This window comes from Paracidovorax anthurii, assembly GCF_003269065.1.
Lineage (GTDB): Bacteria > Pseudomonadota > Gammaproteobacteria > Burkholderiales > Burkholderiaceae_C > Paracidovorax > Paracidovorax anthurii.
Map to the genome: position 1 here is coordinate 47,784 of NZ_QLTA01000020.1, position 22,116 is coordinate 69,899.

The 22,116-nt window shown below is 68.1% G+C and carries 22 protein-coding genes; 6 read left to right on the forward strand and 16 right to left on the reverse strand.

Annotated features, from left to right (window positions below):
- Positions 1-6: 6 nt before the first annotated feature.
- The 7 genes from AX018_RS11715 to gspE are packed head-to-tail and all read right to left on the reverse strand — an operon-like array spanning position 7 to position 5,899.
- Complete coding sequence (locus AX018_RS11715; protein ID WP_170146235.1) at positions 7-822, reverse strand: type II secretion system protein GspK; 816 nt, start codon at positions 820-822, stop codon at positions 7-9.
- Positions 823-872: 50 nt separating this feature from the next.
- Positions 873-1,523 carry a prepilin-type N-terminal cleavage/methylation domain-containing protein gene (locus AX018_RS11720; RefSeq protein WP_245951526.1) on the reverse strand — a complete coding sequence of 217 codons (651 nt, stop codon included), beginning with the start codon at positions 1,521-1,523 and terminating at the stop codon, positions 873-875.
- A 20-nt stretch (positions 1,524-1,543) separates the two neighbouring features.
- Positions 1,544-1,951: a type IV pilus modification PilV family protein gene (locus tag AX018_RS11725; RefSeq protein WP_111877464.1), complete on the reverse strand. Its 408-nt coding sequence runs from the start codon at positions 1,949-1,951 to the stop codon at positions 1,544-1,546.
- On the reverse strand, positions 1,948-2,394 hold the full coding sequence (locus AX018_RS11730) for a GspH/FimT family pseudopilin (protein WP_111877465.1): 447 nt from the start codon (positions 2,392-2,394) through the stop codon (positions 1,948-1,950). Before AX018_RS11730 ends, AX018_RS11725 begins: the two co-directional genes overlap by 4 nt.
- 26 nt (positions 2,395-2,420) lie before the next feature.
- On the reverse strand, positions 2,421-2,876 hold the full coding sequence (gene gspG, locus AX018_RS11735) for a type II secretion system major pseudopilin GspG (protein ID WP_111877466.1): 456 nt from the start codon (positions 2,874-2,876) through the stop codon (positions 2,421-2,423).
- A 28-nt stretch (positions 2,877-2,904) separates the two neighbouring features.
- A complete protein-coding gene (locus AX018_RS11740) occupies positions 2,905-4,170 on the reverse strand; it encodes a type II secretion system F family protein (protein ID WP_111877467.1) in 1,266 nt (421 codons plus the stop codon).
- A complete protein-coding gene (gene gspE / locus AX018_RS11745; RefSeq protein WP_111877468.1) occupies positions 4,163-5,899 on the reverse strand; it encodes a type II secretion system ATPase GspE in 1,737 nt (578 codons plus the stop codon). Before gspE ends, AX018_RS11740 begins: the two co-directional genes overlap by 8 nt.
- A 183-nt stretch (positions 5,900-6,082) precedes the next feature.
- Between gspE and AX018_RS11750 the strand changes: the two genes are divergently transcribed.
- Positions 6,083-7,969 carry a hypothetical protein gene (locus AX018_RS11750; RefSeq protein WP_245951527.1) on the forward strand — a complete coding sequence of 629 codons (1,887 nt, stop codon included), beginning with the start codon at positions 6,083-6,085 and terminating at the stop codon, positions 7,967-7,969.
- Between the two features lie 298 nt (positions 7,970-8,267).
- On the opposite strand, the gene rfbC is transcribed toward AX018_RS11750, so the two are convergent.
- Genes rfbC through rfbB form a run of 5 tightly spaced genes read right to left on the reverse strand, consistent with a single transcriptional unit; the run spans position 8,268 to position 13,548 of the window.
- Entirely contained in the window at positions 8,268-8,813 is a 546-nt protein-coding gene (gene rfbC / locus AX018_RS11755; protein WP_111877470.1) for a dTDP-4-dehydrorhamnose 3,5-epimerase, read from the reverse strand.
- Positions 8,814-8,862: 49 nt separating this feature from the next.
- Positions 8,863-10,674, reverse strand: a complete 1,812-nt coding sequence (locus AX018_RS11760) for an O-linked N-acetylglucosamine transferase, SPINDLY family protein (RefSeq protein ID WP_111877471.1) — start codon at positions 10,672-10,674, stop codon at positions 8,863-8,865.
- A 6-nt stretch (positions 10,675-10,680) separates the two neighbouring features.
- On the reverse strand, positions 10,681-11,556 hold the full coding sequence (rfbA, locus tag AX018_RS11765) for a glucose-1-phosphate thymidylyltransferase RfbA (protein WP_111877472.1): 876 nt from the start codon (positions 11,554-11,556) through the stop codon (positions 10,681-10,683).
- Positions 11,557-11,578: 22 nt separating this feature from the next.
- Complete coding sequence (rfbD, locus tag AX018_RS11770; protein ID WP_111877473.1) at positions 11,579-12,469, reverse strand: dTDP-4-dehydrorhamnose reductase; 891 nt, start codon at positions 12,467-12,469, stop codon at positions 11,579-11,581.
- Positions 12,466-13,548 (reverse strand): dTDP-glucose 4,6-dehydratase, encoded by a 1,083-nt coding sequence (gene rfbB / locus AX018_RS11775; RefSeq protein WP_111877474.1) that lies wholly within the window; start codon positions 13,546-13,548, stop codon positions 12,466-12,468. Before rfbB ends, rfbD begins: the two co-directional genes overlap by 4 nt.
- 147 nt (positions 13,549-13,695) lie before the next feature.
- Between rfbB and AX018_RS11780 the strand changes: the two genes are divergently transcribed.
- The 3 genes from AX018_RS11780 to AX018_RS11790 all read left to right on the forward strand — a co-directional run bounded on the left by AX018_RS11780 (position 13,696) and on the right by AX018_RS11790 (position 15,909).
- Positions 13,696-14,244: a phasin family protein gene (locus AX018_RS11780; protein WP_111877475.1), complete on the forward strand. Its 549-nt coding sequence runs from the start codon at positions 13,696-13,698 to the stop codon at positions 14,242-14,244.
- A 176-nt stretch (positions 14,245-14,420) separates the two neighbouring features.
- A complete protein-coding gene (locus tag AX018_RS11785) occupies positions 14,421-15,086 on the forward strand; it encodes a TetR/AcrR family transcriptional regulator (RefSeq protein ID WP_111877476.1) in 666 nt (221 codons plus the stop codon).
- Positions 15,087-15,132: 46 nt separating this feature from the next.
- The gene (locus AX018_RS11790; RefSeq protein WP_111877477.1) at positions 15,133-15,909 is read left to right on the forward strand and encodes a tetratricopeptide repeat protein; all 777 of its coding nucleotides are present in this window, start codon (positions 15,133-15,135) and stop codon (positions 15,907-15,909) included.
- A 146-nt stretch (positions 15,910-16,055) separates the two neighbouring features.
- Here AX018_RS11790 and AX018_RS11795 read toward each other — a convergent pair whose 3' ends face one another.
- Positions 16,056-16,850 carry a type III pantothenate kinase gene (locus AX018_RS11795; protein WP_111877478.1) on the reverse strand — a complete coding sequence of 265 codons (795 nt, stop codon included), beginning with the start codon at positions 16,848-16,850 and terminating at the stop codon, positions 16,056-16,058.
- 180 nt (positions 16,851-17,030) lie between these two features.
- Between AX018_RS11795 and lysM the strand changes: the two genes are divergently transcribed.
- A complete protein-coding gene (gene lysM / locus AX018_RS11800) occupies positions 17,031-17,516 on the forward strand; it encodes a peptidoglycan-binding protein LysM (protein ID WP_111877479.1) in 486 nt (161 codons plus the stop codon).
- Between the two features lie 155 nt (positions 17,517-17,671).
- On the forward strand, positions 17,672-19,774 hold the full coding sequence (locus AX018_RS11805; RefSeq protein WP_146749294.1) for an OmpA family protein: 2,103 nt from the start codon (positions 17,672-17,674) through the stop codon (positions 19,772-19,774).
- A gap of 9 nt (positions 19,775-19,783) precedes the next feature.
- Here the strand turns inward: AX018_RS11805 and AX018_RS11810 are convergent, their stop codons facing one another.
- The 3 genes from AX018_RS11810 to AX018_RS11820 all read right to left on the reverse strand — a co-directional run bounded on the left by AX018_RS11810 (position 19,784) and on the right by AX018_RS11820 (position 22,036).
- Positions 19,784-20,230 carry a rhodanese-like domain-containing protein gene (locus AX018_RS11810; protein ID WP_111877495.1) on the reverse strand — a complete coding sequence of 149 codons (447 nt, stop codon included), beginning with the start codon at positions 20,228-20,230 and terminating at the stop codon, positions 19,784-19,786.
- 97 nt (positions 20,231-20,327) lie between these two features.
- Positions 20,328-21,281 carry a M48 family metallopeptidase gene (locus tag AX018_RS11815; protein ID WP_111877496.1) on the reverse strand — a complete coding sequence of 318 codons (954 nt, stop codon included), beginning with the start codon at positions 21,279-21,281 and terminating at the stop codon, positions 20,328-20,330.
- Positions 21,281-22,036: a lysophospholipid acyltransferase family protein gene (locus AX018_RS11820; RefSeq protein ID WP_111877481.1), complete on the reverse strand. Its 756-nt coding sequence runs from the start codon at positions 22,034-22,036 to the stop codon at positions 21,281-21,283. Before AX018_RS11820 ends, AX018_RS11815 begins: the two co-directional genes overlap by 1 nt.
- Positions 22,037-22,116: the final 80 nt, after the last annotated feature.

Sequence of the window (22,116 nt, forward strand, 5' to 3'; positions counted from 1 at the left end):
GGCTTCTCAAGGATTGCGAACCACCGGCTCCACACTGGAGCCCGTGCGAAAGGAAAACCACGGCGCCCCATCACGGGCTCGCGCAGTCAAATCGACGCTACGGGAAACACGCAGCCAAGTGCCGTCCAACATCGGCACACGCGCCTCCATGCGCAACCGACGCACCGCAGAACTGTCAAGGAAAGCAGCATCCAGAGCCGTGGTGTCTACTCCACTGGCCCCCGCGTCACGCTTGGCCGCAACACTGATGGCTGCGCTTGGATTCCCACCTGCCAGAACGGACAAAACCTCCACTGGAGCAGCCATGGGATTCACGAGCCCACGCCCTCGCAAGTCGGCAGTGATAAGAGGAAAAAGTCTAGCATACAGGCTGTAATCGACCCCCGGCACTCTCAACAGGTCCTCCTCCGCCTCGAAGCGCTCCTGCAGCCCGGTCACACCCCTTTGCTCCCGCATCTGCACCGTAGCTTGGGCAAGGGCTTCCGCGTCACCCGGATTGAGCCCTCCAGCGACTGCATACAGGCGTGCCAGCAAAGGAATGGGCGCCGCATTGATGTCGATCAGCCCGTTCAGCGGCACGGCACGGACCTGCATGGCCACACCGCGATATCTGATGTCTGCTTGCACCAGGCGATCGATGGGGGAGTTGTTCGCAACGATCGCCTGCAGTGCAAGCTGTATGGCCGCATCCCCCAAGGCCTGCGCCTGGACGCTCTGACGCGCCAGCGTCATCATGCGAGCTTCTTCGCGGATGGAGCGCGTAACTCCGGTAACGATGATGCTGAGAGCCGCCACCATCCAGAGAACAGCGATCAATGCCATGCCCATGGAGCCCCGTCGCTGTCGCTGACGTGAATATCGCAAACCCATGGTCACCGACTCCCCCCGAAGGTCGCGCCGCCAATTGAGGCATCACTGCCCGGCAGAACACGCAAGGGCACGACGATCTCCGGCCACGCATCCAAGGTCGTCTGCAGATTGATCGCCACGCGTTGCGGCAATCTGTCGATGGGGGTCCACGGCGCCCCCCATTGCGGAGGCTCCTGGGAAGGATCTTCATACCGCAGGACGAAGCTGGTGACGAAAGGCACCAGCACGTAGCTGTCTGCAGCACCCCAATCCGGCGCCGCTCCCGTATCCATGAACGGCAGGAACCTGAGCACCAGGGCCTTCCCGTTCACCCGGTCTTCCAGGCCCAGACGGAAATAATGGCGCCCTCCGGCTCCATAACGCGCAGGCATGACACCCACCCACACCATTTCCTGCGGTCCCCCCAGGAAAAAATACGGGCTCTCATCCATCGAGACGGGCGTCAGCTTCTTGCGCATGGACACCCGGCCCAGTATCGATCGCAGGAAACTGTCGGTCACGCGCAATTCATCGACACGCTGGAGACGCGCATCCACACGCTCTTCCGTCTGCGCCGTGGTGCGCAATGCCGACCCCATCGCCAGCATCACCAGGGACAGCAGCGAGATCACCACCAGCAGTTCCACCAGCGTGAAACCATATTCACGGCGCATCGGGCCCAGCCTTGCACTCATCAGCTTCGCCCCGGCTCTGGCGGCTTGCGTTGGGGCCGCAGCGTGCTCAATTCAAAATTGCGAATCTGGGTACCATCCGACCAGGAAATGACGATGCTGACCTCATGCAGCGGCGGGACAGCGGGGCCATTGAACTCGGTGGCATAGGGCGCACTGACAATCCGCCACTGATAGCCTGCGGATTCGCCGCTCTGCGTCAAGCCTTGCTCGGGCACGGTATCCCGCAGCGACAAAAGCGACTGCGCCAGGACGACCGCGCGCTGATAGCGATCCACATCCGCCACGCTGCGGGCACTTCCGCCAATGGCCCGGTACAGCATGCCCAATGACAGCGCCATGATGGCAAAAGCGACCAGCAACTCCAGCAAGGTCAAGCCTCGCTGCCCGCGATGCGCGCGCGGCGTCATTGCGTCAATGCCTCTTGGGTCACACGCCCAGAGAGCCAATCCACCCGCAGACGCGTACCCACACCGGGCGCACGGAGTATTTCGATGCTGCCGCCCGTGGCGCCGCCACTGGGCAGGAACCGGATGGATGCCTGGTTCTGCGCGGTCAATTCGGTCCCCGCGACGATGGCACGCAGTTGCAACGGCTGCGGCAAGGATCTCATGGCCGCATCCGTGCCATACAGGCGATTTCTCAGGTCAACCGAAAAGCGGACCTCGCGCCCCTCGACCATCGCCGTAAACCGCGCGGAGCGCATCTGGTTCAGCATGGTGCGAACGGTGTCGCGATAGTGCGATGAATCGCGCAGCCGATCGAACGCCATGGGAGCGAGCCCCACCACCAGCGCCATGATGGCAAACACCACCAGTAATTCGACCAGCGTGAAACCGCGCTCGCGCCGCATGACGGAACGACAGGAAAACGAGGGAATCAGGGCCTGTTGCGGATGTCGGCCGCCTCACCCTCGCCGCCAGGCGCACCATCGGAGCCCAGCGAGAGGATCTCGATGCCGCCATTCGGGCCCGGATTGGCGTAGCGGTATGGATGGCCCCAGGGGTCCGTGGGCACGCCGCCCTTGAGGTAAGGCCCCGTCCAGCCATTCACGGAACCGGGGCGCTTGACCAGCGCATCCAGCCCTTCCTCAGTGGTGGGGTAGCGCCCCACGTCCAGCTTGAACAGCTCCAGCGACTTATCGAGATCGGCGATCTGCACGCCGGCGGTCTTGGACTTCGCACCGCCGAGCTGGTTCAGCACGCGCGGGCCGACCAGACCTGCCAGCAGCGTGAGGATGGCCAGCACGACCAGCAGTTCGATCAGGGTGAAGCCGCGAGCGGATTTGCGTTGCATAGGGATGCCACAGGAGCGGCCAGCACGGGAATGCGCCATGGGAGAGGACTCCTTGGACAAACGAAAATTATACGGCGAGGTCATTGATGGACAGGATCCCCAGGAGGATGGAAACAATGATGGCGGCGATCAGGACACCAAGCACGAGGATGAGCACGGGCTCCACCAGCGTGAGCAGGCGTTTGATACCCGTTTCCACCTCGCGGTTCAATATATTGGACAGCTCCAGCATCATCTGGCCGATGCGCCCCGTCTCCTCGCCCACGCGGATCAGGTTGATGGCGATCGGCTCGAAGATGCCCGTGGCGGAAATGGCCTGGACCACCTTCCCGCCCTCCTTGACGACCGGAGCGACACGCTCCAGGGCCTGCCGCAAGACGGTATTGCCCACCGTTTCGGTGGCAATGTGCAGCGCGGTGAGCATCGGCACGCCGTTGCCGAGAAGCGTGCCCAGCGAGCGGGAGAAAAGCGTCAACTGGTACTTGAGCGCGAGCCGCCCCATGAGCGGCAGTTTCAGCAGGCGGGCCTGCCACCACAGCCGCCCCGCAGGCGACATGGCCCAGCGGCGGACCAGCAGCCCCACGCCCAGCGCGCCGATGCCTATCAGCAGGCCATAGCGCGTGAAGGCATGCCCGAGCGCCATGACCATCTGCGTGGGCATGGGCAGTGCATCCCCCATGTCGGTGAAGAGCTTCTCGAACTGCGGCACGACGAAGCCCAGCATGACGATGAGCGACAGCACGGCAACCCCCAGCAGGATGGCCGGATAGATGGTGGCCGAGATCACGCTGTCGCGCAGGGCGCGCTGGCGCTCCATGTGATCGACGAGGCGCTCGAGCACGGCCGACATTTGGCCACTGGCCTCGCCCGAGCGCACCATGTTGATGTAGAAATCGCCAAACAGGTCCCGATGCTGCGACAACGCCCGGCTGAGTGGCGTGCCCCCTTTGACCGCATCCAGGATGCCGTGCAGCAGCGTGGCCATGCTGGGCTTGTGGCTCATGTCGATGAGCACCCGCAGGGCATTGTCCAGCGCCAGGCCGGCCCGCAGCATGATGGACAGCTCGGAGGTAAGCGCCAGCACGTCGGCGGCCTTCACGGGCCCTTTGCCCGCACGCCCCTTGGAAACGCCCGCGATGCCGGCGACCTCTCCGGTGGACCCGCCGCGCGGTGCCGGGGCTGCCACCGGCGCACCGGCCGCGTCGCCGATGCTCAGGGGCGTGAGCCCCTGAGCCCGCAGTTGCTTGAGAGCCTGGGCCTCGCTGGGAGCGCCCAGCCGGCCCTCGACGATCTTGCCGGTCGTCGCGACGGCGCGCCAGATGAAATCAGGCATCGCCCTGGTCCTGTGTCACCCGGGCAAGCTCGTCCAGGGTGGTCATGCCCGCGGCAACCTTGCGCAAACCGTCCTCGTACAGGTTGAGCATGCCTCCCTGGGCGGCAAGTGCATTGAGGGCATTGGCATCCTTGCCTTCGATGATCGCGCGGCGCATGGGCTCATCGAGCACGAAAAGCTCATGGATCCCCGTGCGCCCCCGGTATCCGGAGCCCCGGCAATGCTCGCACCCCACGGCGCGGTAGATGGCCTGCCCGAACGTGCTGAAACGCGCCAGGCCCGTGCTGCGCCGGACCTCCTCGCCCGGCTCGTAGGGCTCCTTGCAATGCTTGCACAGTGTCCGCACCAGGCGCTGGGCGAGCACGCCATTGACCGACGAGGTGATCAGGTACCCCTCCACCCCCATGTCCTTCATGCGGATGACCGCGCCTGCCGCGGTGTTGGTGTGCAGGGTGGAAAGCACCAGGTGGCCGGTAAGGGCCGACTGCACGGCGATCTGCGCGGTTTCGCCATCGCGCATTTCACCGATCATGATGATGTCGGGATCCTGGCGAAGGATGGAGCGCAGGGCGTTGGCGAAGGTCAGGTTGATCTGGGGATGCACCTGGATCTGGTTGATGCCCTCCAGCTGGTACTCCACCGGATCTTCCACGGTGATGATCTTGTTGGAGGTCGCGTCGATCTTCGACAGCGCCGCATACAGCGTGGTGGTCTTCCCCGAGCCGGTCGGCCCCGTGACCAGCAGGATGCCGTGCGGCTTGGCCAGGAGCATGTTGAAGCGCTCCAGCGTGTCCTTCTCGAAACCCATGGTTTCCAGTTGCAGCCGCACGCTGGCACGGTCCAGCACCCGCATGACCACGCTCTCGCCGTGCACCGTGGGCACGGTCGAGACCCGCAGATCCAGTTCGCGCCCCTTGACGCGCGTCTTGATGCGGCCATCCTGCGGCAAGCGCCGCTCGGCGATGTCCAGGTGGGCCAGCAGCTTGACGCGCGAATTCACGGCAGCGCTCAGGCGCGGAGGCACCAGCTCCCCCAGCTGGATCACACCGTCCACCCGGTAGCGGACGTGCAGGCCGTCATCGAAGGGCTCCAGGTGGATGTCCGAGGCACGCAGGTCGATGACGCGGCCGATGATGGTGTTCACCAGGCGGATGACCGGCGCTTCGCTGGCCAGGTCCTTCAAGTGCTCGACGAAGTCGCCGCCATCGGAGCCATCGCCGAAGCCGTCATCAGCTTCGTCCTCGCCCCTCTGCTCCACGGGTTCCGCCAGGGCCTTCTCGATGTCGCTGTCCAGCGCCAGATGGGGTGCCACGGCATAGCCCGTGGCCAGTTGCAGCGCTTTGACGACGAACTGATCCTGCGGCACCGCCATGGCCACATGCAGCCGGTCGTCGCTGACATACAGCGGATAGACGCTGTTGGCCTGCAGGAATTCAGGCAGCAGCCCCTCCACTTCCGGCATCAATTCCGGGAAGTCGCTGGCGGAAATCAGCGGGATGTCGAGCTGGCGCGAGAGCGCCTGGATGACATCCAGCTCGGAGACCAGCCCCAGCCGTACCAGCACGCGGCCGATCAGCCCTCCCATTTCCTGCTGGGCGGACAAAGCGCGCTCCAAATCGCGCGCGCTCAGCTTGCCCGACTGGACCAGCAACTCGCCCAAAGGGGCGCGCTGCGCGGTGGGCACTTCAGCTATCGGCTCTGTACGTTCGGGAAGGGTGTTCGTCGTCATGAAAATGCTGGGAATGCCCGCGAAGGGACGGCGCAGCGGGGAGAGGATGAGAGGAAGAAAACCGGGCGCCCTGCGCGGGCCCAAGTGTAGCCGGGGCGTGCTCCATGCCCGCCACAGTCCTCCAAGCGTCGCTTACAGTCGCAGGCCACGCGCACAGCGCTTCCGGCGCACCTTCTCCACGCAATGGCCCATCCCTTCCGCCCGACTTTCCTGCACTCCGCGATGATGCTCGCCGCCGCCAGCGTTCTTCTGGCCGGCGCGGGGGGCGCGCATCTCTTCCATCGGCTCGCCCCTGCCCCGCAGGCCCCACACGCGCCCAAGCTGCTGCTGGCGCCGATGATCGGGGTGATCGAGCCCTGCGTGCTGTCCACCGCAGACCTGCCGGCATCGATGGACGACCTGGGGCCGCTGTGCCGGGGGCCCCAGGGCTCCGCGGCAGCGCTGGTGGAGTCCACGCTGAAAGCCCTGCAGCCCGCAGCGCGCCCGGACGCCGGCGTGGAGCTTGGCTACACGCTGCCGGTCCCGCTGCTGCGACTTTTCCGGCAGGGCGAAGATGGCGGCTGGCGCATCGACGACGACATGGTCGGCCGGCTGGTACGCACCCTGATGGATGCGCCGCGCCCGGCCATCCTGTATCTGTTTTCCACCCATTTCTCGTCCCAGGCACCGATCGAGGAAACGCTGGCCGCCGACCCCTCGAACATGGGCCAGACCCGCGACGGCCCCCTGGGCATGGACGACTACTACGACTCGAAGGTCTTCAACTGGACCTTTGCCACCACGCGCAACACGCTCACCGAACGGCGCGTGCAGGCCGTCCAGGCCGTGCTGGACGCGGCCTGCCGGATGGCGCCGCAGGACCGCGCCAAGATTCGCGGGGTCACGCTGCTGGGAGAGCTGCACCACCTGTTCCCGAACTTCCAGGCCGGCATGGGCTTCGACGGCCCGTACCGTGTGACCGACTACAGCGCGGACTCGGTAGCGGGATTCCGTCGCTACCTGCGACAGGCCTTCGGCCGCATCGAGCAGCTCAACCGCGTGGTCGGCGCCGACTACGCCTCGTTCGACGAGGTGGTTCCGCCGTCGCGCGACATCCGCTTCGAGCCCCTTCGCCGCTATACGGAGCACATCGACGCGTTCGCGCAGGGCACTCTTCCAGTCTCGGGCTGGGCCCATGTGGAAGGGGCCACGGCACGGCACCCCGCATGGGTGCACGTTTACCGCAACGGAGATTTCGTGGGCAGGACCGCCGTGCGGTGGGGCCGCCAGGACGTGCTGGCGGCCAAGCCCGAATTCGGCGATGCCAATACCGGCTGGCGCATCGATCTGGATTTCAAGCGCCTGCCTGCCGGCCTGCACCGGCTGGATGTCTTCCTGGAAGCATCGCCCGGAGCGCTCACGCACCTGGGCACGCGCGACATCGCCATCATGGACCGCCAGCAAAGCACGCCACGGCTGCTGCCGCAGCACCCGCTGCCTGCCGCTACCCCACCCGGCGCCGCCGTGCAGGCGCACATCGATTCGCCGCAACCCAACGCGTCGTACTACTACAACCCCCTGGTCCCCCTGTGGCATGCGTTCCGGGCCCAGCAGGTGGTGGACTATCTGCGCTTCTTCGATGCACAGGTGGCCCGCTCCTGCCTGCGCGACGTCCCGCGCTACACGCACCAGATCATTCCCTTCACCAATCCGAGCTGGGATGCCAACAAGTTCGCGATCCAGGCATCGCTGCGCCCGCTGGACGGCATCCGCCTGGGCGTGAGCCTCTACGGCGAGCCGACCTATGGGCAGTCCTATTTCGACTGGCTGGCCCGCAGCGGGCAATCGCGCTACGGCATCACCGAATTTCACCCGCTGAAGGCCATGGACACGGCAGCCATGCAGCAGGTCTTCGAGCGGCATGCGCGGCATGGCGCGGAGTTTCTGTCGTTCTTCGTGGAGCCCCGCTGGCAGGGCGCCCTCGTGCCCCGGGGCCACAACATGTTCTCGTTCGACCCGGACAACGCGCAGTTCGGCTCCGACCGGCTCTACCGCTCCGTGCAGCGGGCGCTCGCGCCGCCAGCACGCTGAACACGGTCGGCCTGCACCTCGGTTTTCCATCGCGCTGCGCGCCACCCGCAACGCATAAAACCAGCGCCGCGCCTCTTGTCCGGAGGCCGCGGAGCAGGCCATGCCAGCGGACGCCGTGGAGCGGGCTTGGCCCGGCCACCGGCGTCGTCCCCCTTCCCGCCGCGCTTAGCGCGGCGAGAGAAGGGGCTGAAGGCCGCGGCTCCAAGCCTGCCTGCGCAGGCTTGGACGGCCCTGAAGAGCTGCCGCCTCTGGCGGCTGCACCGAGGCGCGCAGCGCCACAGGGGGTTGTGGCTTCATTTCAGGCAAAGACGTCGGCCTCGCGCAGGGCCGTGCCTTTCAGGTCCTTGGCGGACAGGCTGGGCTGGCCGTCGAAGCGCCAGTCGATCGCGAGGTCTGGATCGTCCCAGGCGATGCAGCGTTCATGCTCGGGCGCGTAGTAGTCGGTGGTCTTGTAGAGAAAGTCGGCGCTCTCGCTCAGCACCACGAATCCGTGGCCGAAGCCCGGGGGCACCCACATCTGGCGCTGGTTGTCCTCGCTCAGCTCCTCGCCAACCCACTGCCCGAACGTGGGCGAACTCTTGCGCAAGTCCACCGCCACGTCGAACACGGTGCCATGCACCACGCGCACCAGCTTGCCCTGCGGCTGCTGGAGCTGGTAGTGCAGCCCCCGCAGCACGCCACGGGCGCTGCGGCTGTGGTTGTCCTGCACGAAGGCATGGCGCGTGCCGGTGGCCTCGTCGAAGGCACGCTGGTTGAAGCTCTCAAAAAAGAAGCCGCGCGCATCACCGAACACCTTGGGCTCGATGACGACGACGTCGGGAATGCGGGTACGGATGACGTTCATGGAAAGGCGCCAATGAAAAGACGAAAAAAGTTCAAGGGGACGGCGGCAGTCAATGCGATGCGGCGGCTTCTTCACGCATGGCGATGTGTTCCGGCGGCAGGCCGGCCCGCCAACGCTCATGCATCTGCTCGAAAGCCGATTCGAGATGCGCAGCGAAACGGCGCGCGTCGAAGAGCGGACTGCCCTCGCGCGCACCCGCCAGCCGGGCCCGCAGCGCCGCCAGCACCTTCGGTTCTTGCGCCAGCCGCAATGCCATGGACTCATAAGCCTGCACATCGTTCACGACGAGTTCCGGCATCTGCAGTGCCGTGAGCAGGCTGGCGGCGACGCGCCCGGCAAAGGATTCGCCGATGCAGGTCAGCACGGGCAGTCCGGCCCACAGTGCGTCGCTGGCCGTGGTGTGGGCATTGACGGGGAGGTTGTCCAGGAACAGGTCGGCGAGCGCGTGGCGCGCCAGATGGTCGGGCAGCGGCTTGCGCCGCGCGAAGACCAGGCGCTGCGGCGCCACGCCGCGCCGCTGCGCCTCGTGCCGCAGGTTCGCCTGCGCGGCGGCATGCTCGCCCAGCAGCCACAGGACGCTGCCCGGCACGGCGGCCAGAAGGCGCATCCAGGCATCGAAGAACTGCGGCGTGATCTTGTAGCTGCTGTTGAATGCGGCGAACACGAACCCGGTCTCGGGCAGCCCCTCCTGCGCGCGCGATGGCGCAGCGGCAGCGATCGGCCGCCGCCCATCGTTGACCTGGTAGCAGTGGGGCAGCTGCACGATGCGCTCGGCGTAATACCGGGCATGCTCCAGCGGAGTCACCACGGGGTCTCCGATGATGTAGTCGAACACGTCCGTGCCCAGCGTGCCGGGGTAACCCAGGAAGTTGACCTGGATGGGCGCGGGCCGGTGCAGGAAGATGCCCGGCCGGCCGTCCCGGGTGTAGCCCTTGAGGTCGACCGCGATGTCCACCTGCTCGCCGGCCATCACCCGGGCAATGGCGGCGGCCGTCATGTCGCGGGCCTCGATGAAGCGGTCGAATGCCCGCCGCAGCCGTGCGCGCATCGCGGACTGGTCCTCGCGCCCCAGCGAGACGGCGATGATTTCGAAGCGCGATCGATCGTGCCGCTCGAAAAGCTCGGCCGCCAGGTAGGCGGTCGCATGCTCGTGGAAGTCGGCCGATACGTAGGCGATCCTGAGCCGCGGCGGGCGCCGCCGCGCATGCGCCATGGGCCGGATGTCCTCGCGGGCCCGGATCTCGTCGATGAACGCCTGCGCGCAACGGCGGTGGAGCGCCGCATCGTCGCTGAAGGTGAGCGCCTCGAAGGGCAGCAGGCAAGGCCGTCCCTGCGCCAGCCCCTGGAGGATGCGCTGGCGCAAGGCGTCCAGGCCCGGCCAGTCGCAGGATTCGAGCTTGGCGCGCCACAGCCCCCCCAGCGCCGCGGCATGGTCGGGGTCTTGCTGCAGCACCGCCTCGAACGCCTGCACGGCCTCCGCGTGCCGCGATTGCGCCATCAGCAGGGTCGCGCGGGTGTGCAGCGCCGCCACATAGGCCGGCGCCCGGCCCAGGGCGTTGTCGCAGGCCGCCAGCGCGGCCTCGATCTCTCCCACGTCCTTGAGCGCATTGGCCAGGTTGTTCCAGGCGACGGGATCGGCGGGATGGATGCCCACGCTCTGCTGCAGCAGTTGCACGGCCTCCAGGGGCCGGCCGAGCTGCCCCGCCACGATGCCTGCGAGGTGCAGGGCCACCGGGTGGCGCGGCTGGCGCTGCAACACGCCGCGATAGACCGCCTCGGCCTGCACATGCCGGCCGGAGCGCTGCAGTTGCAGCCCGGAAAGCAGCTGGGCGTGGAAGGGATCGGGTGGGGCCGACGACATGCGCGCTCAGGCGCCCAGCAGGCGCAACAGATAGGCGCCGTAGCCGCTCTTGGCCAGGGGCGTGGCGAGGCGCTTCAACTGATCGTCGTCGATGAGCCCGTTGCGCCACGCGATCTCTTCGGGACAGGCGATCTTCAGGCCCTGCCGGTGCTCCAGCGTGGCGATGAACTGCCCGGCCTCCAGCAGGCTCTCGTGCGTGCCGGTATCGAGCCAGGCATAGCCCCGGCCCATGATCTCGACGTGCAAGGCCTCGCGCTCCAGGTAGAGGCGGTTGAGGTCGGTGATTTCGAGTTCGCCGCGCGCGGAGGGCTTCAGGCTGGCGGCCAATTCCGTCACCCGCTCGTCGTAGAAATACAGCCCGGTGACGGCATAGCTGGATTTGGGTGCCTTGGGCTTTTCCTCGATGGAGAGCACCTTGCCCCGGTCGTCGAATTCGGCCACGCCGTAGCGCTCGGGATCGTGCACGTGGTAGGCGAACACGCTCGCGCCCTGATCGCGCTGCATGGCGCTGCGCAGCAGGTCCTCGAAATCGTGCCCATGGAAGATGTTGTCGCCCAGCACCAGGGCGCTGGGGCTGCCGTCCAGGAAGTCCTTGCCTATCAGGAATGCCTGGGCCAGCCCGTCGGGGCTGGGCTGGACGGCATAGCTCAGCTCGACACCCCATTGGCTGCCATCGCCCAGCAGTTGCTGGAAGCGGGGCGTGTCCTGCGGCGTGCTGATGACGAGGATCTCCCGGATGCCCGCCAGCATCAGCGTGCTCAGGGGGTAGTAGATCATCGGCTTGTCATACACCGGCAGGAGCTGCTTGCTGATGGCCAGCGTCGCGGGGTGCAGACGGGTGCCAGAACCTCCGGCGAGGATGATGCCCTTGCGTGCGGTCATGGTGCTGTGTGGGGGTTGCGTCTCAAAGGATTTCCGCGAGCATGCGGGCGATGCCCGCCTGCCAGTGCGGCAGCGTCAGGCCGAAAGTGGTCTGGAAGCGGCGCGTGTCCAGCCGCGAGTTGTGCGGGCGCACGGCGGGCGTGGGAAACGCGCTGGTGGGCACGGCGGCCACGTCCCGGGCCGCGATTTTCAGGCCCGGCTGCAGGCGCTGCGCCTGCTCGATCACATAGCTGGCGTATGCGTGCCAGTGGGTTTCGCCGGCTGCCACGAGGTGGTAGAGGCCGGCGTCCCCGGGCCGCTGGTGCAGGTGGCGGATGGCGTGGGCCGTGGCATCGGCCAGCAGGTCGGCTCCCGTCGGGGCGCCCCACTGGTCGTCGATGACGGTGAGCCGCTCGCGCTCCTGCGCCAGCCGCAGCATGGTCTTGGCGAAATTGCCGCCGCGCGCCGCATAGACCCAGCTCGTGCGCAGGATGAGGTGGCGTGCGCCGCTGGCCTGGATGAGCTGCTCGCCTTCGAGCTTGGTGCGGCCATAGACCGAGAGGGGCGCGGGCGTGTCGGTCTCCGCCCAGGGGCGGGTGCCGCTGCCATCGAAGACGTAGTCGGTGCTGTAGTGCACCAGCCAGGCGCCCAGGCGGGCGGCCTCTTCGGCCAGCACGCCGGGCGTGGTGGCGTTGAGCATGCGCGCCAGATCGGGCTCGCTCTCGGCCTTGTCCACCGCGGTGTGGGCGGCGGCATTCACGATGACGTCGGGCCGCAGGGCGCGCACGGTGGCGGCCACGTCGGCGGGGCGGGAGAAATCCCCGCAGTGCCCGGTGCTGTCGAAGTCGAGCGCCGTGACGGTGCCCAGCACGGACAGGCTGCGCTGCAGTTCCCAGCCGACCTGCCCGCCCTTGCCGAAGAGCAGGATGTTCATGCGGCGGCTTCCGTGGCGGCGGCCTGCCGGTAGTGCAGGTCCACCCAATCGCGGTAGGCGCCGCTGGTCACGGCCTCGGCCCAGTCACCGTGGGCGAGGTACCACTCCACGGTCTTGCGGATGCCGGTTTCGAAGGTTTCCGCGGGCTTCCAGCCCAGTTCGCGCTCGATCTTGCGTGCATCGATGGCGTAGCGCCGGTCGTGCCCCGGGCGGTCCTTCACGTAGGTGATCTGGCTGGCATAGCGCTGGCCGCCGGCGCGGGGGCGCAGCTCGTCCAGCAGCGCGCAGATGGTCTGCACGATTTCGATGTTGGGCTTCTCGTTCCAGCCGCCCACGTTGTAGGTCTCGCCGGGCCGGCCCGCCTGGAGCACGCGCCGGATCGCGCTGCAGTGGTCGCGCACATAGAGCCAGTCGCGGATCTGCATGCCGTCGCCGTACACGGGCAGGGGCTTGCCGGCCAGCGCGTTCACGATCATCAGCGGGATGAGCTTCTCGGGGAAGTGGAAGGGCCCGTAGTTGTTGCTGCAATTGGTGGTGAGCACCGGCAGGCCGTAGGTGTGGTGCCAGGCGCGCACGAGGTGGTCGCTGGCCGCCTTGCTGGCCGAGTACGGGCTGTTGGGCTCGTAGGCGTGGGCTTCGGTGAACGCCGGGGCCTGCGGCCCGAGCGTGCCGTACACCTCGTCGGTGGACACGTGCAGGAAGCGAAAGGCGGCGCGCTCGCCCTCGGGCAGGGACTGCCAGTGCTGCCGCACCGCCTCCAGGAGCCGGAACGTGCCGACCACGTTCGTCTGGATGAAGTCCTCCGGCCCGTGGATGGAGCGGTCCACGTGCGATTCGGCCGCGAAGTTCACGACGGCGCGCGGCCGGTGCCCGGCCAGCAGCCGCGCGACGAGGTCCTTGTCGCCGATGTCGCCCTGCACGAAGACGTGGCGGCCATCGCCTTGCAGGGAGGCGAGGTTCTGCAGGTTGCCCGCGTAGGTGAGTTTGTCCAGATTGACCACGGGCTCGTCGCCAGAAGCCAGCCAGTCGAGAACGAAATTGGCGCCGATGAAGCCCGCGCCGCCAGTGACCAGAATCATGGAGTTGTCGCTTGGAAAGAGCCGGTGTGGCAGAACACGGCATTATCCCATTGCGTTACAAACCGCCGTAACGAGGCGCAAGCGAGCGGCGTAGAGTGTCGGACAGGCCCGCCCCGGGCCCCCGGCACGCAGGAAAGGAGACACGCGATGATTCCCCGTTCACCCCACGACGCACCCCCCGATTCCGGCCCCGGCAGCGATGCCGGCGGCGAGAGCGCCTCCGCGACGGCACGCGCCGCGCGGGACTCCGCGCAGCAGGTCTGGCTCGCGGGCCTGGGCGCCTTCGCGAAGGCCCAGCAGGAGGGCGGCAAGGTGTTCGAAGCCCTGGTGCAGGAAGGCCTGGCGCTGCAGCGGCGCACCCAGTCGGCGGCGCAGCAGCACCTGGCGGAAGCCGCATCGCGCGTGGGCAGCGCCGCGAGCGAGCTGGGCGCCCGGGCGGCGGGCTCCTGGAGCCAGCTGGAATCGGTCTTCGAGGACCGCGTCGCCACGGCGCTCTCGCGCCTGGGCGTGCCGACCTCGCGGGACATCCAGGCACTGCACGAGCGCATCGACGCCCTCACCCGGGCACTGGAGAAGGCCCAGGAATCCCCTCGGGAAACGCCCCGGGCCCGGCGTGCCGCGGCCGCACAGCCGCCACGCAGCCCCCGCCCATCGGCGCGCGCTACGCGGCCCGGCAAGCCCCCGGCCGGCACTTGACGCCCCTCGGGCGACCCCGGCGAGACAACGCGGCGGCAGGCTGCGACACCAAGCCTTCAAGACCCCGCATGGTGCACTGCAAAACGGTCTGAGCCCCACCGTCGGTTAGAGTGGCCTCGGGAGAGAGGGAACATGAATCCCGAGGCAATCACCACCCACGAGACAAGGGGGCAGAGATGGCAAAGAAAGCGCCGCGCCGCACCGCCGAGCGCATCCTGGAGACAACGCTGGAGCTGTTCAACCGCTTCGGCGAGCCCAACGTGTCCACCACGGCCATCTCCGCGGAACTGCGCATCAGCCCGGGCAATTTCTACTACCACTACGCGGCCAAGGACGAGCTAGTCGTCGCGCTCTATGCGCGCTACGAGGCCGAGCTGTCCGAGCTGCTGGGCGCCGCCGATGGCGTGCGCGACGTCGAAGACGCGTGGTTCCTGCTGCATTCGCTGTTCGAGCGCATCTGGCAGTACCGCTTCCTCTATCGCGACCTGAACGACCTGCTGTCGCGCAACCGGCACCTGGAAACGCATTTCCAGGGCCTGCTGGCGCGCAAGGAGCGCGCCGTGCGCGCGATGCTCTCGGGCATGGAGCGCTCGGGGGCCTTGCGCATCGGCGCGCGCGACCTGGACACGGTGGCCGACAGCACGATGGTGGTGGTCACCTACTGGCTCAGCTTCGAATACGTGCGCGATCCCCGTCATGCGCTGGAGCCCGAGAACGCCCAGGCGGCGCTGCTGCGCGGCGCGCAGCACGTGCTGGGGCTGCTGGTGCCCTACCTTGGCGAGGGCCAGCGCGCCCACCTCAAGGCGCTTTCCGAAGGCTATGGAACACCCACCGTAACGTGATGCGGCGCGCGGTGCAGGCCCCGCCGGCACCCCGCAGGAGAACCCCATGGAACCCTGGTCCCCCTTTCCCCACACCGACGAATATCCGTTCACCCCGGACGACGTGCGCCGCCAATGGGAACGCCTGCACCGGGGAGACGCGGAGCCCTGCCCCAAGGACCCGGCCGTGCTGAAGGCCTGGGCGCTCTTCCACGGCGGGGAGTTCCATGCCGCGATGCGGGCAGGCCTCGCCGCCGGCGGCGCGGGGGTCACCGTCGCCAACAAGGCCGCCGTCGTGTACGCCACCTACCTGGAGCCCAGCGAGACCACGCGGCTCGCGCTGCTGAGCCAGGCATCGCAGCGGTCCCGCGCCCAGGCCGCCGCGGAGCCCGGCAATGCGAATGCCTGGTTCTGGCATGCCTACGCGCTCGGGCGCTACAGCCAGGGCATCAGCGTGGCCAAGGCGCTCGCGCAGGGGCTGCCCCGCGAGGTGCGCGGCGCGCTGGGCCGGGCGATCGACCTCAGCGACCGGCATGCCGATGCGCGGCTGGCGCTCGCGGTGTTCCATGCCGAGGTGATCGACAAGGTGGGCGAGATGGTGGGCAGCATCACCCACGGCGCGCGAAAGCAGGAGAGCCTGCGCCTGTTCGACGAGGCCTTCGCGCTCGACCCGCACTCGGTGATCGGGCGCATCGAATACGCCAACGCGCTGGTGATGCTGGATGGCGCCGACCGCGAGCCCGATGCCACGCGGCTCTATGAAGACGCCGCCAACGCCGATGCGGCCGATGCCTGCGAGCGGCTGGCGGTGGAGCTGGCGCGGCTCGAACTGGCCGACGGCTGAGCACGGCCGGGGCTCAGAAGGTGTGAATGCATCCGGCGTGGGCCGATCGGCCATGGCGGGTTCTTGCACACCTTCTCAGCCCATACCGATGGCGATCCACGCGATAAAAGGCATTGATCCGAGGCGGCCGGGCCGCCGCGGCGCGGTCACCACCGGGACGGCGCGTGGACCTCGGTCTCGGCGAAACGCTCGGCCGCGATGGCCAGCAGGCCCTCGAAGATCAGGTTCTCGATGAGGTCGAAGGGCCGCGTCATGCTGGGCGCCATCTTCCAGCCCGCGCCGCCGGTCATCATGCACGCGGGCTCCTCGCCGCAGTGCTGGATCACGTGCTGCACCATGCGCTCCACGGCGCCCGCGATGGCGTAGGTGCCGCCGCTCGTGAGCGCGTCGCTGGTGTTGGTGGGAAAGAGCTTCACCTCGCCCGTGGGCACGTGCAGGCCCGCGGTGCCGGACTCCAGCGCGCGCAGCATGATGCCGTGCCCCGGCAGGATGAGGCCGCCCAGGAATCGGCCCTGCGCGTCGATGGCCTCCACGGTCACCGCCGTGCCGACCATCACCACCACCAGCGGCCGCGCGGGCCCCTGCCGCAGCAGGCGATGGCGCGCCCCGATCATGGCCACCCAGCGGTCGGAGCCCAGGCGCGTGGGATGGTCGTAGCCGTTGACGAGTCCGGCCTCCTGCGCCGAGGGCACGACCCAGTGCGCGGGCACGTCCCACCACTCCATCTGCTCCATGACGCGGCGGCGCACGGCATCGCCCGCCACCACGCAGCCCAGCATGCGCGTGGGCGCGGGCAGACCGGCCCAGGCGCTGTCGGCCAGGCGTTCGATGTGATCGAGGAATTCGGCGCCATGCGCCAGGACGGCGGCGCCTGGCTGGGGAGCGTCGTACAGGGCCCACTTGAGGCGCGTGTTGCCGACGTCGATGGCCAGAAAAGTCATGCGGCGCATTATCACGAGTTTTACCGCCCCGCCCGGCCCGGGCCGACGCGCGCGGGACAAGCGCCTGCGGGCCCCGGTTCGGGCCGCCGTCCGACAGGAGCGGCACGCCCGCGAGGGCTACAGTGGGCCGCCCGGCCGGCCCCCTGCCCGACCGGCATCCATCGAAAAAGGAGCAATGCCATGGGATTTTTCAGCTTCGTCAAGGAAGCGGGCGAGAAGCTGTTCGGCGGCAAGGAAGCGCACGCCGCGCCGGCCGCCACGGCGCCAAGCCAGGAGGAACTCAACGCCGCCGCGGCCAAGGCGATCGAGACCTACATCGCCTCGCAGAACCTCGGCGCGCGCGACGTGCGCGTCGCGTTCGCGGGCCCGGAGGGCAAGGTGACCGTGCAGGGCGAGGCACCGTCGCAGGCGGCCAAGGAAAAGATCACGCTGTGCTGCGGCAACGTGGCGGGCGTGACCAGCGTGGACAACCAGATGTCCGTGGAAGCCCCCGAGCCCGAGGCGCAGTACCACGACGTGGTGCGCGGCGACACGCTCTCGGCCATCGCGAAGAAGTACTACGGCGACGCCAACAAGTACCCCCGCATCTTCGAGGCCAACCAGCCCATGCTGACGCACCCGGACAAGATCTATCCGGGGCAGAAGCTGCGGATTCCGCCGCTCTGAGGGCGGCACGCGCCAGGATCGAGGGGCCTTTCATGGGCCCCTTTTTTCTTGGCTGCACGAATGGCTTGCAGGCGCCGCAAGATCGCCCGGCTACATTCCTGCCCGGCCGTTCGCACGTGGACGGCACGAAAAAACCATACGAGAGGGAGGAATGCATGTTTCAGCGCATCAGGGCATGGTTGCGCGCCGCGCCTGGCGAAACCACGCCATCCGCCGCGCCGCAGTCCGAGGCCATCGGCAGGCTTCGCGAGGCCCGGATCGCCAACCAGTTGGCCGAGACGGCGCTGCGCAAGGCCAGCGCCGAGAAGGAGCGGCGGCAGGCGCTGGAGAGCCACTCGAAAAGGCTGACGGGCTACATCGACACCGCGAAGACGGCCATCCCGCTCATTGCCGCAGGCTACGGCGTGCTGGCCACATTCCTGTACTGCTTCGTGGTCATCAAGTTCTTCCCCTCGGGGCTGTCGGTGGGGGACAACCTGCTGTTCGTGTTCGTGGCGCTGGGATTCGGGCTGCTGACCTTCCTGCTGCTCGTGCTGGGATGCGCCGCTTTCGTGCCCCTCATGACGCTCATGGATGCCGCGAAAAAGAATCCCGCGACGGAAACCCGGCAAGTCCATTTGGGGTTCTGGATCGTCGCCCTCCCGCTCATCAAGATTTCTTCGATCCTGGCCTTGTGGACTCTGTACGACGGATTGCCGTCGCCCTCCAACGCCGCAGCCGACCTCCTCATCAACGGGCATGCGGCAACTGCCGCGGTGCTGGGCGGTTTCATTGCCTGGCGTGCGTGGAAAAACGGGACGGCAGCAAGCAGTCGGGAGGGATTCGAATGGATCTTCCTGGGTTGCTGCTACGGAGTCATCGAGCTGTGCCTTCTCCCCTGGATCACGGTACTGTTCCCGCAGTACGCAGGCCACATCCTCGTTCTTCCCTGGATTGCCGGCCTTCCAGCGTGGATGGTCATTTCGAGCTGGATGGCTGCCCCCAGCCTCCGGCGACTGGATGCCAATATCGAAAAGAAGGACCTTCTGAACTCGTTTGCCATAGGGCTTGTGATACTGGCAGCGGTACTGATGGGGGTGGTCGCGATGATGGAATGGCCGTTCGAGCGACGGCCTGCCACCTGCCTCGCCATCACCACGTTCTTGGCACTCATGGCGCTCATGGCGCTGCTTGTGGCGATCTTCCTCCAATCACGCCATCGGCCCGCGACATGTGCATCTCCCGATCGCCAGCCCCTTGAAAGACAGGTGCGTCCCGAAGACGATCAACCCCGACCCGCCACCAGCGAGCCGACCGAACCGCCCAGCATCCAGAGCGCCTATGCGCTGGAATCACGCATCTATTTCTCCCTGCTGTTCCTTCTGGCGATCTACGGGACCGCGCTCTACGTGGATTTCCAGATCCAGGGCAAACTCAGCTCGGGCATCTTCCGCAGCCTGGGGCTGCGCGCCGAGCAGCAGACCATGCGCCTCAAAGGCGATGCGCTCGCACTCGTACGCACTCAGGCACGCAACGCAGGCGTCCCGCTCAGCTTCTGCGCGGAACCCGATGGCGCGGCCCTCGTGGCCCCGGTGGATGCGCTATGGCACGGCATGGGCACGCGGTCGCTGCTGCGGATTGGAGTGGCGCCGGAGGATACGAAAGACACGGACCACAGCACCGCCATCGAGGTCAACAGCGACGAGGTGAAGATCGTGCGCAACGCGCAGGCCCGGTGCCACGACATCGGTCACTCCGTCTATTTCCGCTCGAACTCGACCGCCCCCGTCAACGGCACGCAGCCGCTCGCCGATGAAATCGAGCATGTGCTGAAGGACATGTTCCCAGCGCCCCTGACGGCGGGTGAAAGCCCTCGGCCGCACTGGCGGCTGGACAAGGTGATCGTCACCGGCCACTCGGACCCGATGCCGCTGTCCGATGCCGGCAACCAGTCGCTCTCCCAGCGCCGCGCCGAGTGCGTGGCGGACTGGCTGGCCGGAAAGCCGCTGCGCGGCACCCAGCTCCAAGGGGCCTACCAGCTCGATGTGTCCGGCGAAGGCGGGCGTGAACTCTCGGCCGCGCAATGCCCCCATGAAGGCCGCACCGACAACCTGAGGGAATGCCATGAAAGGAACCGCAGGGTGACGGTGCGGCTGGTCTTCATCAAAAAGCCTCTCCTCTCCGCCGAGGAACAGGATGCGCTGTTCTGGCAAGGCTGGCACGCGCCATCGGGCATCGCGCCAGCGTGCGCGGCCCCGGGCCGCCTATCCCGGCCCTGAAGCGTCAGCTCACCCCTGCCGCCAGGGCAGCCCGCGCAGCCGCCAGCCCCCGATGCGGTTGCGGTGCCCCTCGGCATCCGCATCGCCCTCGAAGCCTTCGAGGATGTTGTAGGCCGTGATGCCCAGCTCGGTCGCGCGCCGTGCGGCGGCCACCGAGCGCACGCCGCTGCGGCACAGCAGCACGACCTGTCCGCCTTCGGGCACGGCGGCGCGCAGGGCCTCGTCGAAGCCGGGGTTCGGGGCCATGCCGGGATAGACCTTCCACGGAATGGCCACGGCGCCGGGCACGAAGCCGACCCAGTCGCGCTCGGCATCGGTGCGCACGTCCACGAGCACGGCGCGGCCGCCCTGCACCCACTCCCAGGCGAGCTGGGGCGGGACGTCGCCGGCATAACCCTCGGCGGGAAGGGCGGCGGAGGGGGAAGAAGAAGAAGAGGTTGAGGGAGCAGCAGTCATGGGCCGCATTCTGTGCCAGCGCGGCGCCGCGGAGCAACGAAGTGTTTCCCCGGCCTGCACGGCCCGGCCCCGGCAGCCGGCGGGGCCTCCCCTGCCCTCACCACCTCGGCGCGGGCTCGTCGCGCAGGCGGTCGCGCAGCGCGGCGTAGTCGGGCACCACGGTGGCCACCGTGTCCCAGAAGCGCGGGCTGTGGTCCATGTGGCGCAGGTGCGAGAGTTCGTGGGCCACCACGTAGTCGATGATGGCCGGCCGGTAGTGCAGCAGGCGCCAGTTGAGGCGGATGGAGCCGTCGCTGCGCGCGCTGCCCCAGCGCGTGTGGGCGCTGGACAGGCGCAGGCTGCGCCACTGCACGCCCAGCAGCGGCGCGAAGTGGTCCAGCCGCGCGATGAAGTGGCGGCGCGCGTCGCGCATGAGCCAGGCCTGCACGGCATCGCGCACCTGGGCGGGCTCGGCCGCGCGGGGCAGGCCGACGTGCAGCCGGTGCCCGCCCTCCGGCGCGGGCGCCAGCGCCCCGCCCTGGCCGCGAAAGCCGTGCGTGGGGTCGAGCACCACGGTGAGCGGCTCGCCCAGGTAGGGCAGCACGGCGCCGTCGCCCCAGGCGATGCGGGCATCGTCCTGGCGGCGCTGGCGCTCCTGCGCCTCGCCGAGCTTGCGCAGGATCCAGGCGGATTTCTCGCGCACGGCGTCGTCCACCGCCGCGAGCGACACCCAGCCGGGCGCGCGCACCGCGAGCCCGTCGGGCCCCACGGTGAAGCCGATGGTGCGGCGCCGCGAGCGCTGCAGCGCATAGGCGACAAGCGCGTCGCCCAGCCGCAGTTCGCGGTTGGCGCGGGGGTGCCGGAATTGCACCGGCGCCAGCCCGCGGCCCGGCGGCCCGGCCGGGGCCGCCGGGCCGGGCGGCGTCTTTACTATCAAATCAGGAGCATGCTTTGCAGAAAAATCGCCGACATGCGGGCGATTCCGCTCCGAATCGGCTGGAGCGTTGGCCGGCGCGGGGCGGTCGGCCGCTCCGCCGAAGAAGTCCAGCGCGAGCTGCACCAGCCGCTGCATCACCGCTCCGTGCCGGGGGGGCCGTAGGCCTCGGGGTCCAGGCGGCGCATCTCGCCCTCGATCCAGGCCTCGACCTCCCTCATCAGCTCGTCGGGCTTGCGGCCGGTGCTGGGAATCGGCCGACCGATGGAGACATCGACGGTGCCGGGCCGCTTGACGAAGGCCTTGCGCGGCCAGACGCGGGCCGACGTGACGGCGACGGGCACCACGGGCACGCCGGCCTCGATGGCCAGCCGCGTGCCGCCGCTCTTGTACTCGCCCTTCTCGCCGCGCTCCACGCGCGTGCCCTCGGGGAACATGATGACCCAGGTGCCCTTGGCCAGCAGCGCGCGGCCCTGCTGCAGCACCTTCACGAAGGCGCGCGCGCGCTGGCTGCGGTCGATGTGGATCATGTCCAGGCTGCCGATGGACCAGCCGAAGAACGGGATGTGCAGCAGCTCCTTCTTGAACACGTAGGCCAGCGGGCGCGGCATGATCGCCGGCATCAGGAAGGTCTCGTAGGTGGACTGGTGCTTGACCAGCAGCACCACGCCCTGGCCCGCGTCCGTGGGCAGGTGCTCCATGCCGGTGATGCGCGTGCGGATGCCCATGATGACGCGCGCGGCGTCGGTGCTGAGCTTGAGCCAGGCGCGGGCGATGCGGTAGCGCGCGAGGGTGGGGGCGCCCAGGACGCGGGCCACGAGGATGGCGAGCGTGTAGGGCACCACGGTGAGGGCCATCCAGAGCAGGTGGGCGATGGAGCGGAGCAGGGCCATGCGGATCGGGAAAAAGGGGATTTCAGGGTCTTTGGGCCGCCATGTCGCCGTATTCGTTCGACATGTAGCTACAAAATAAA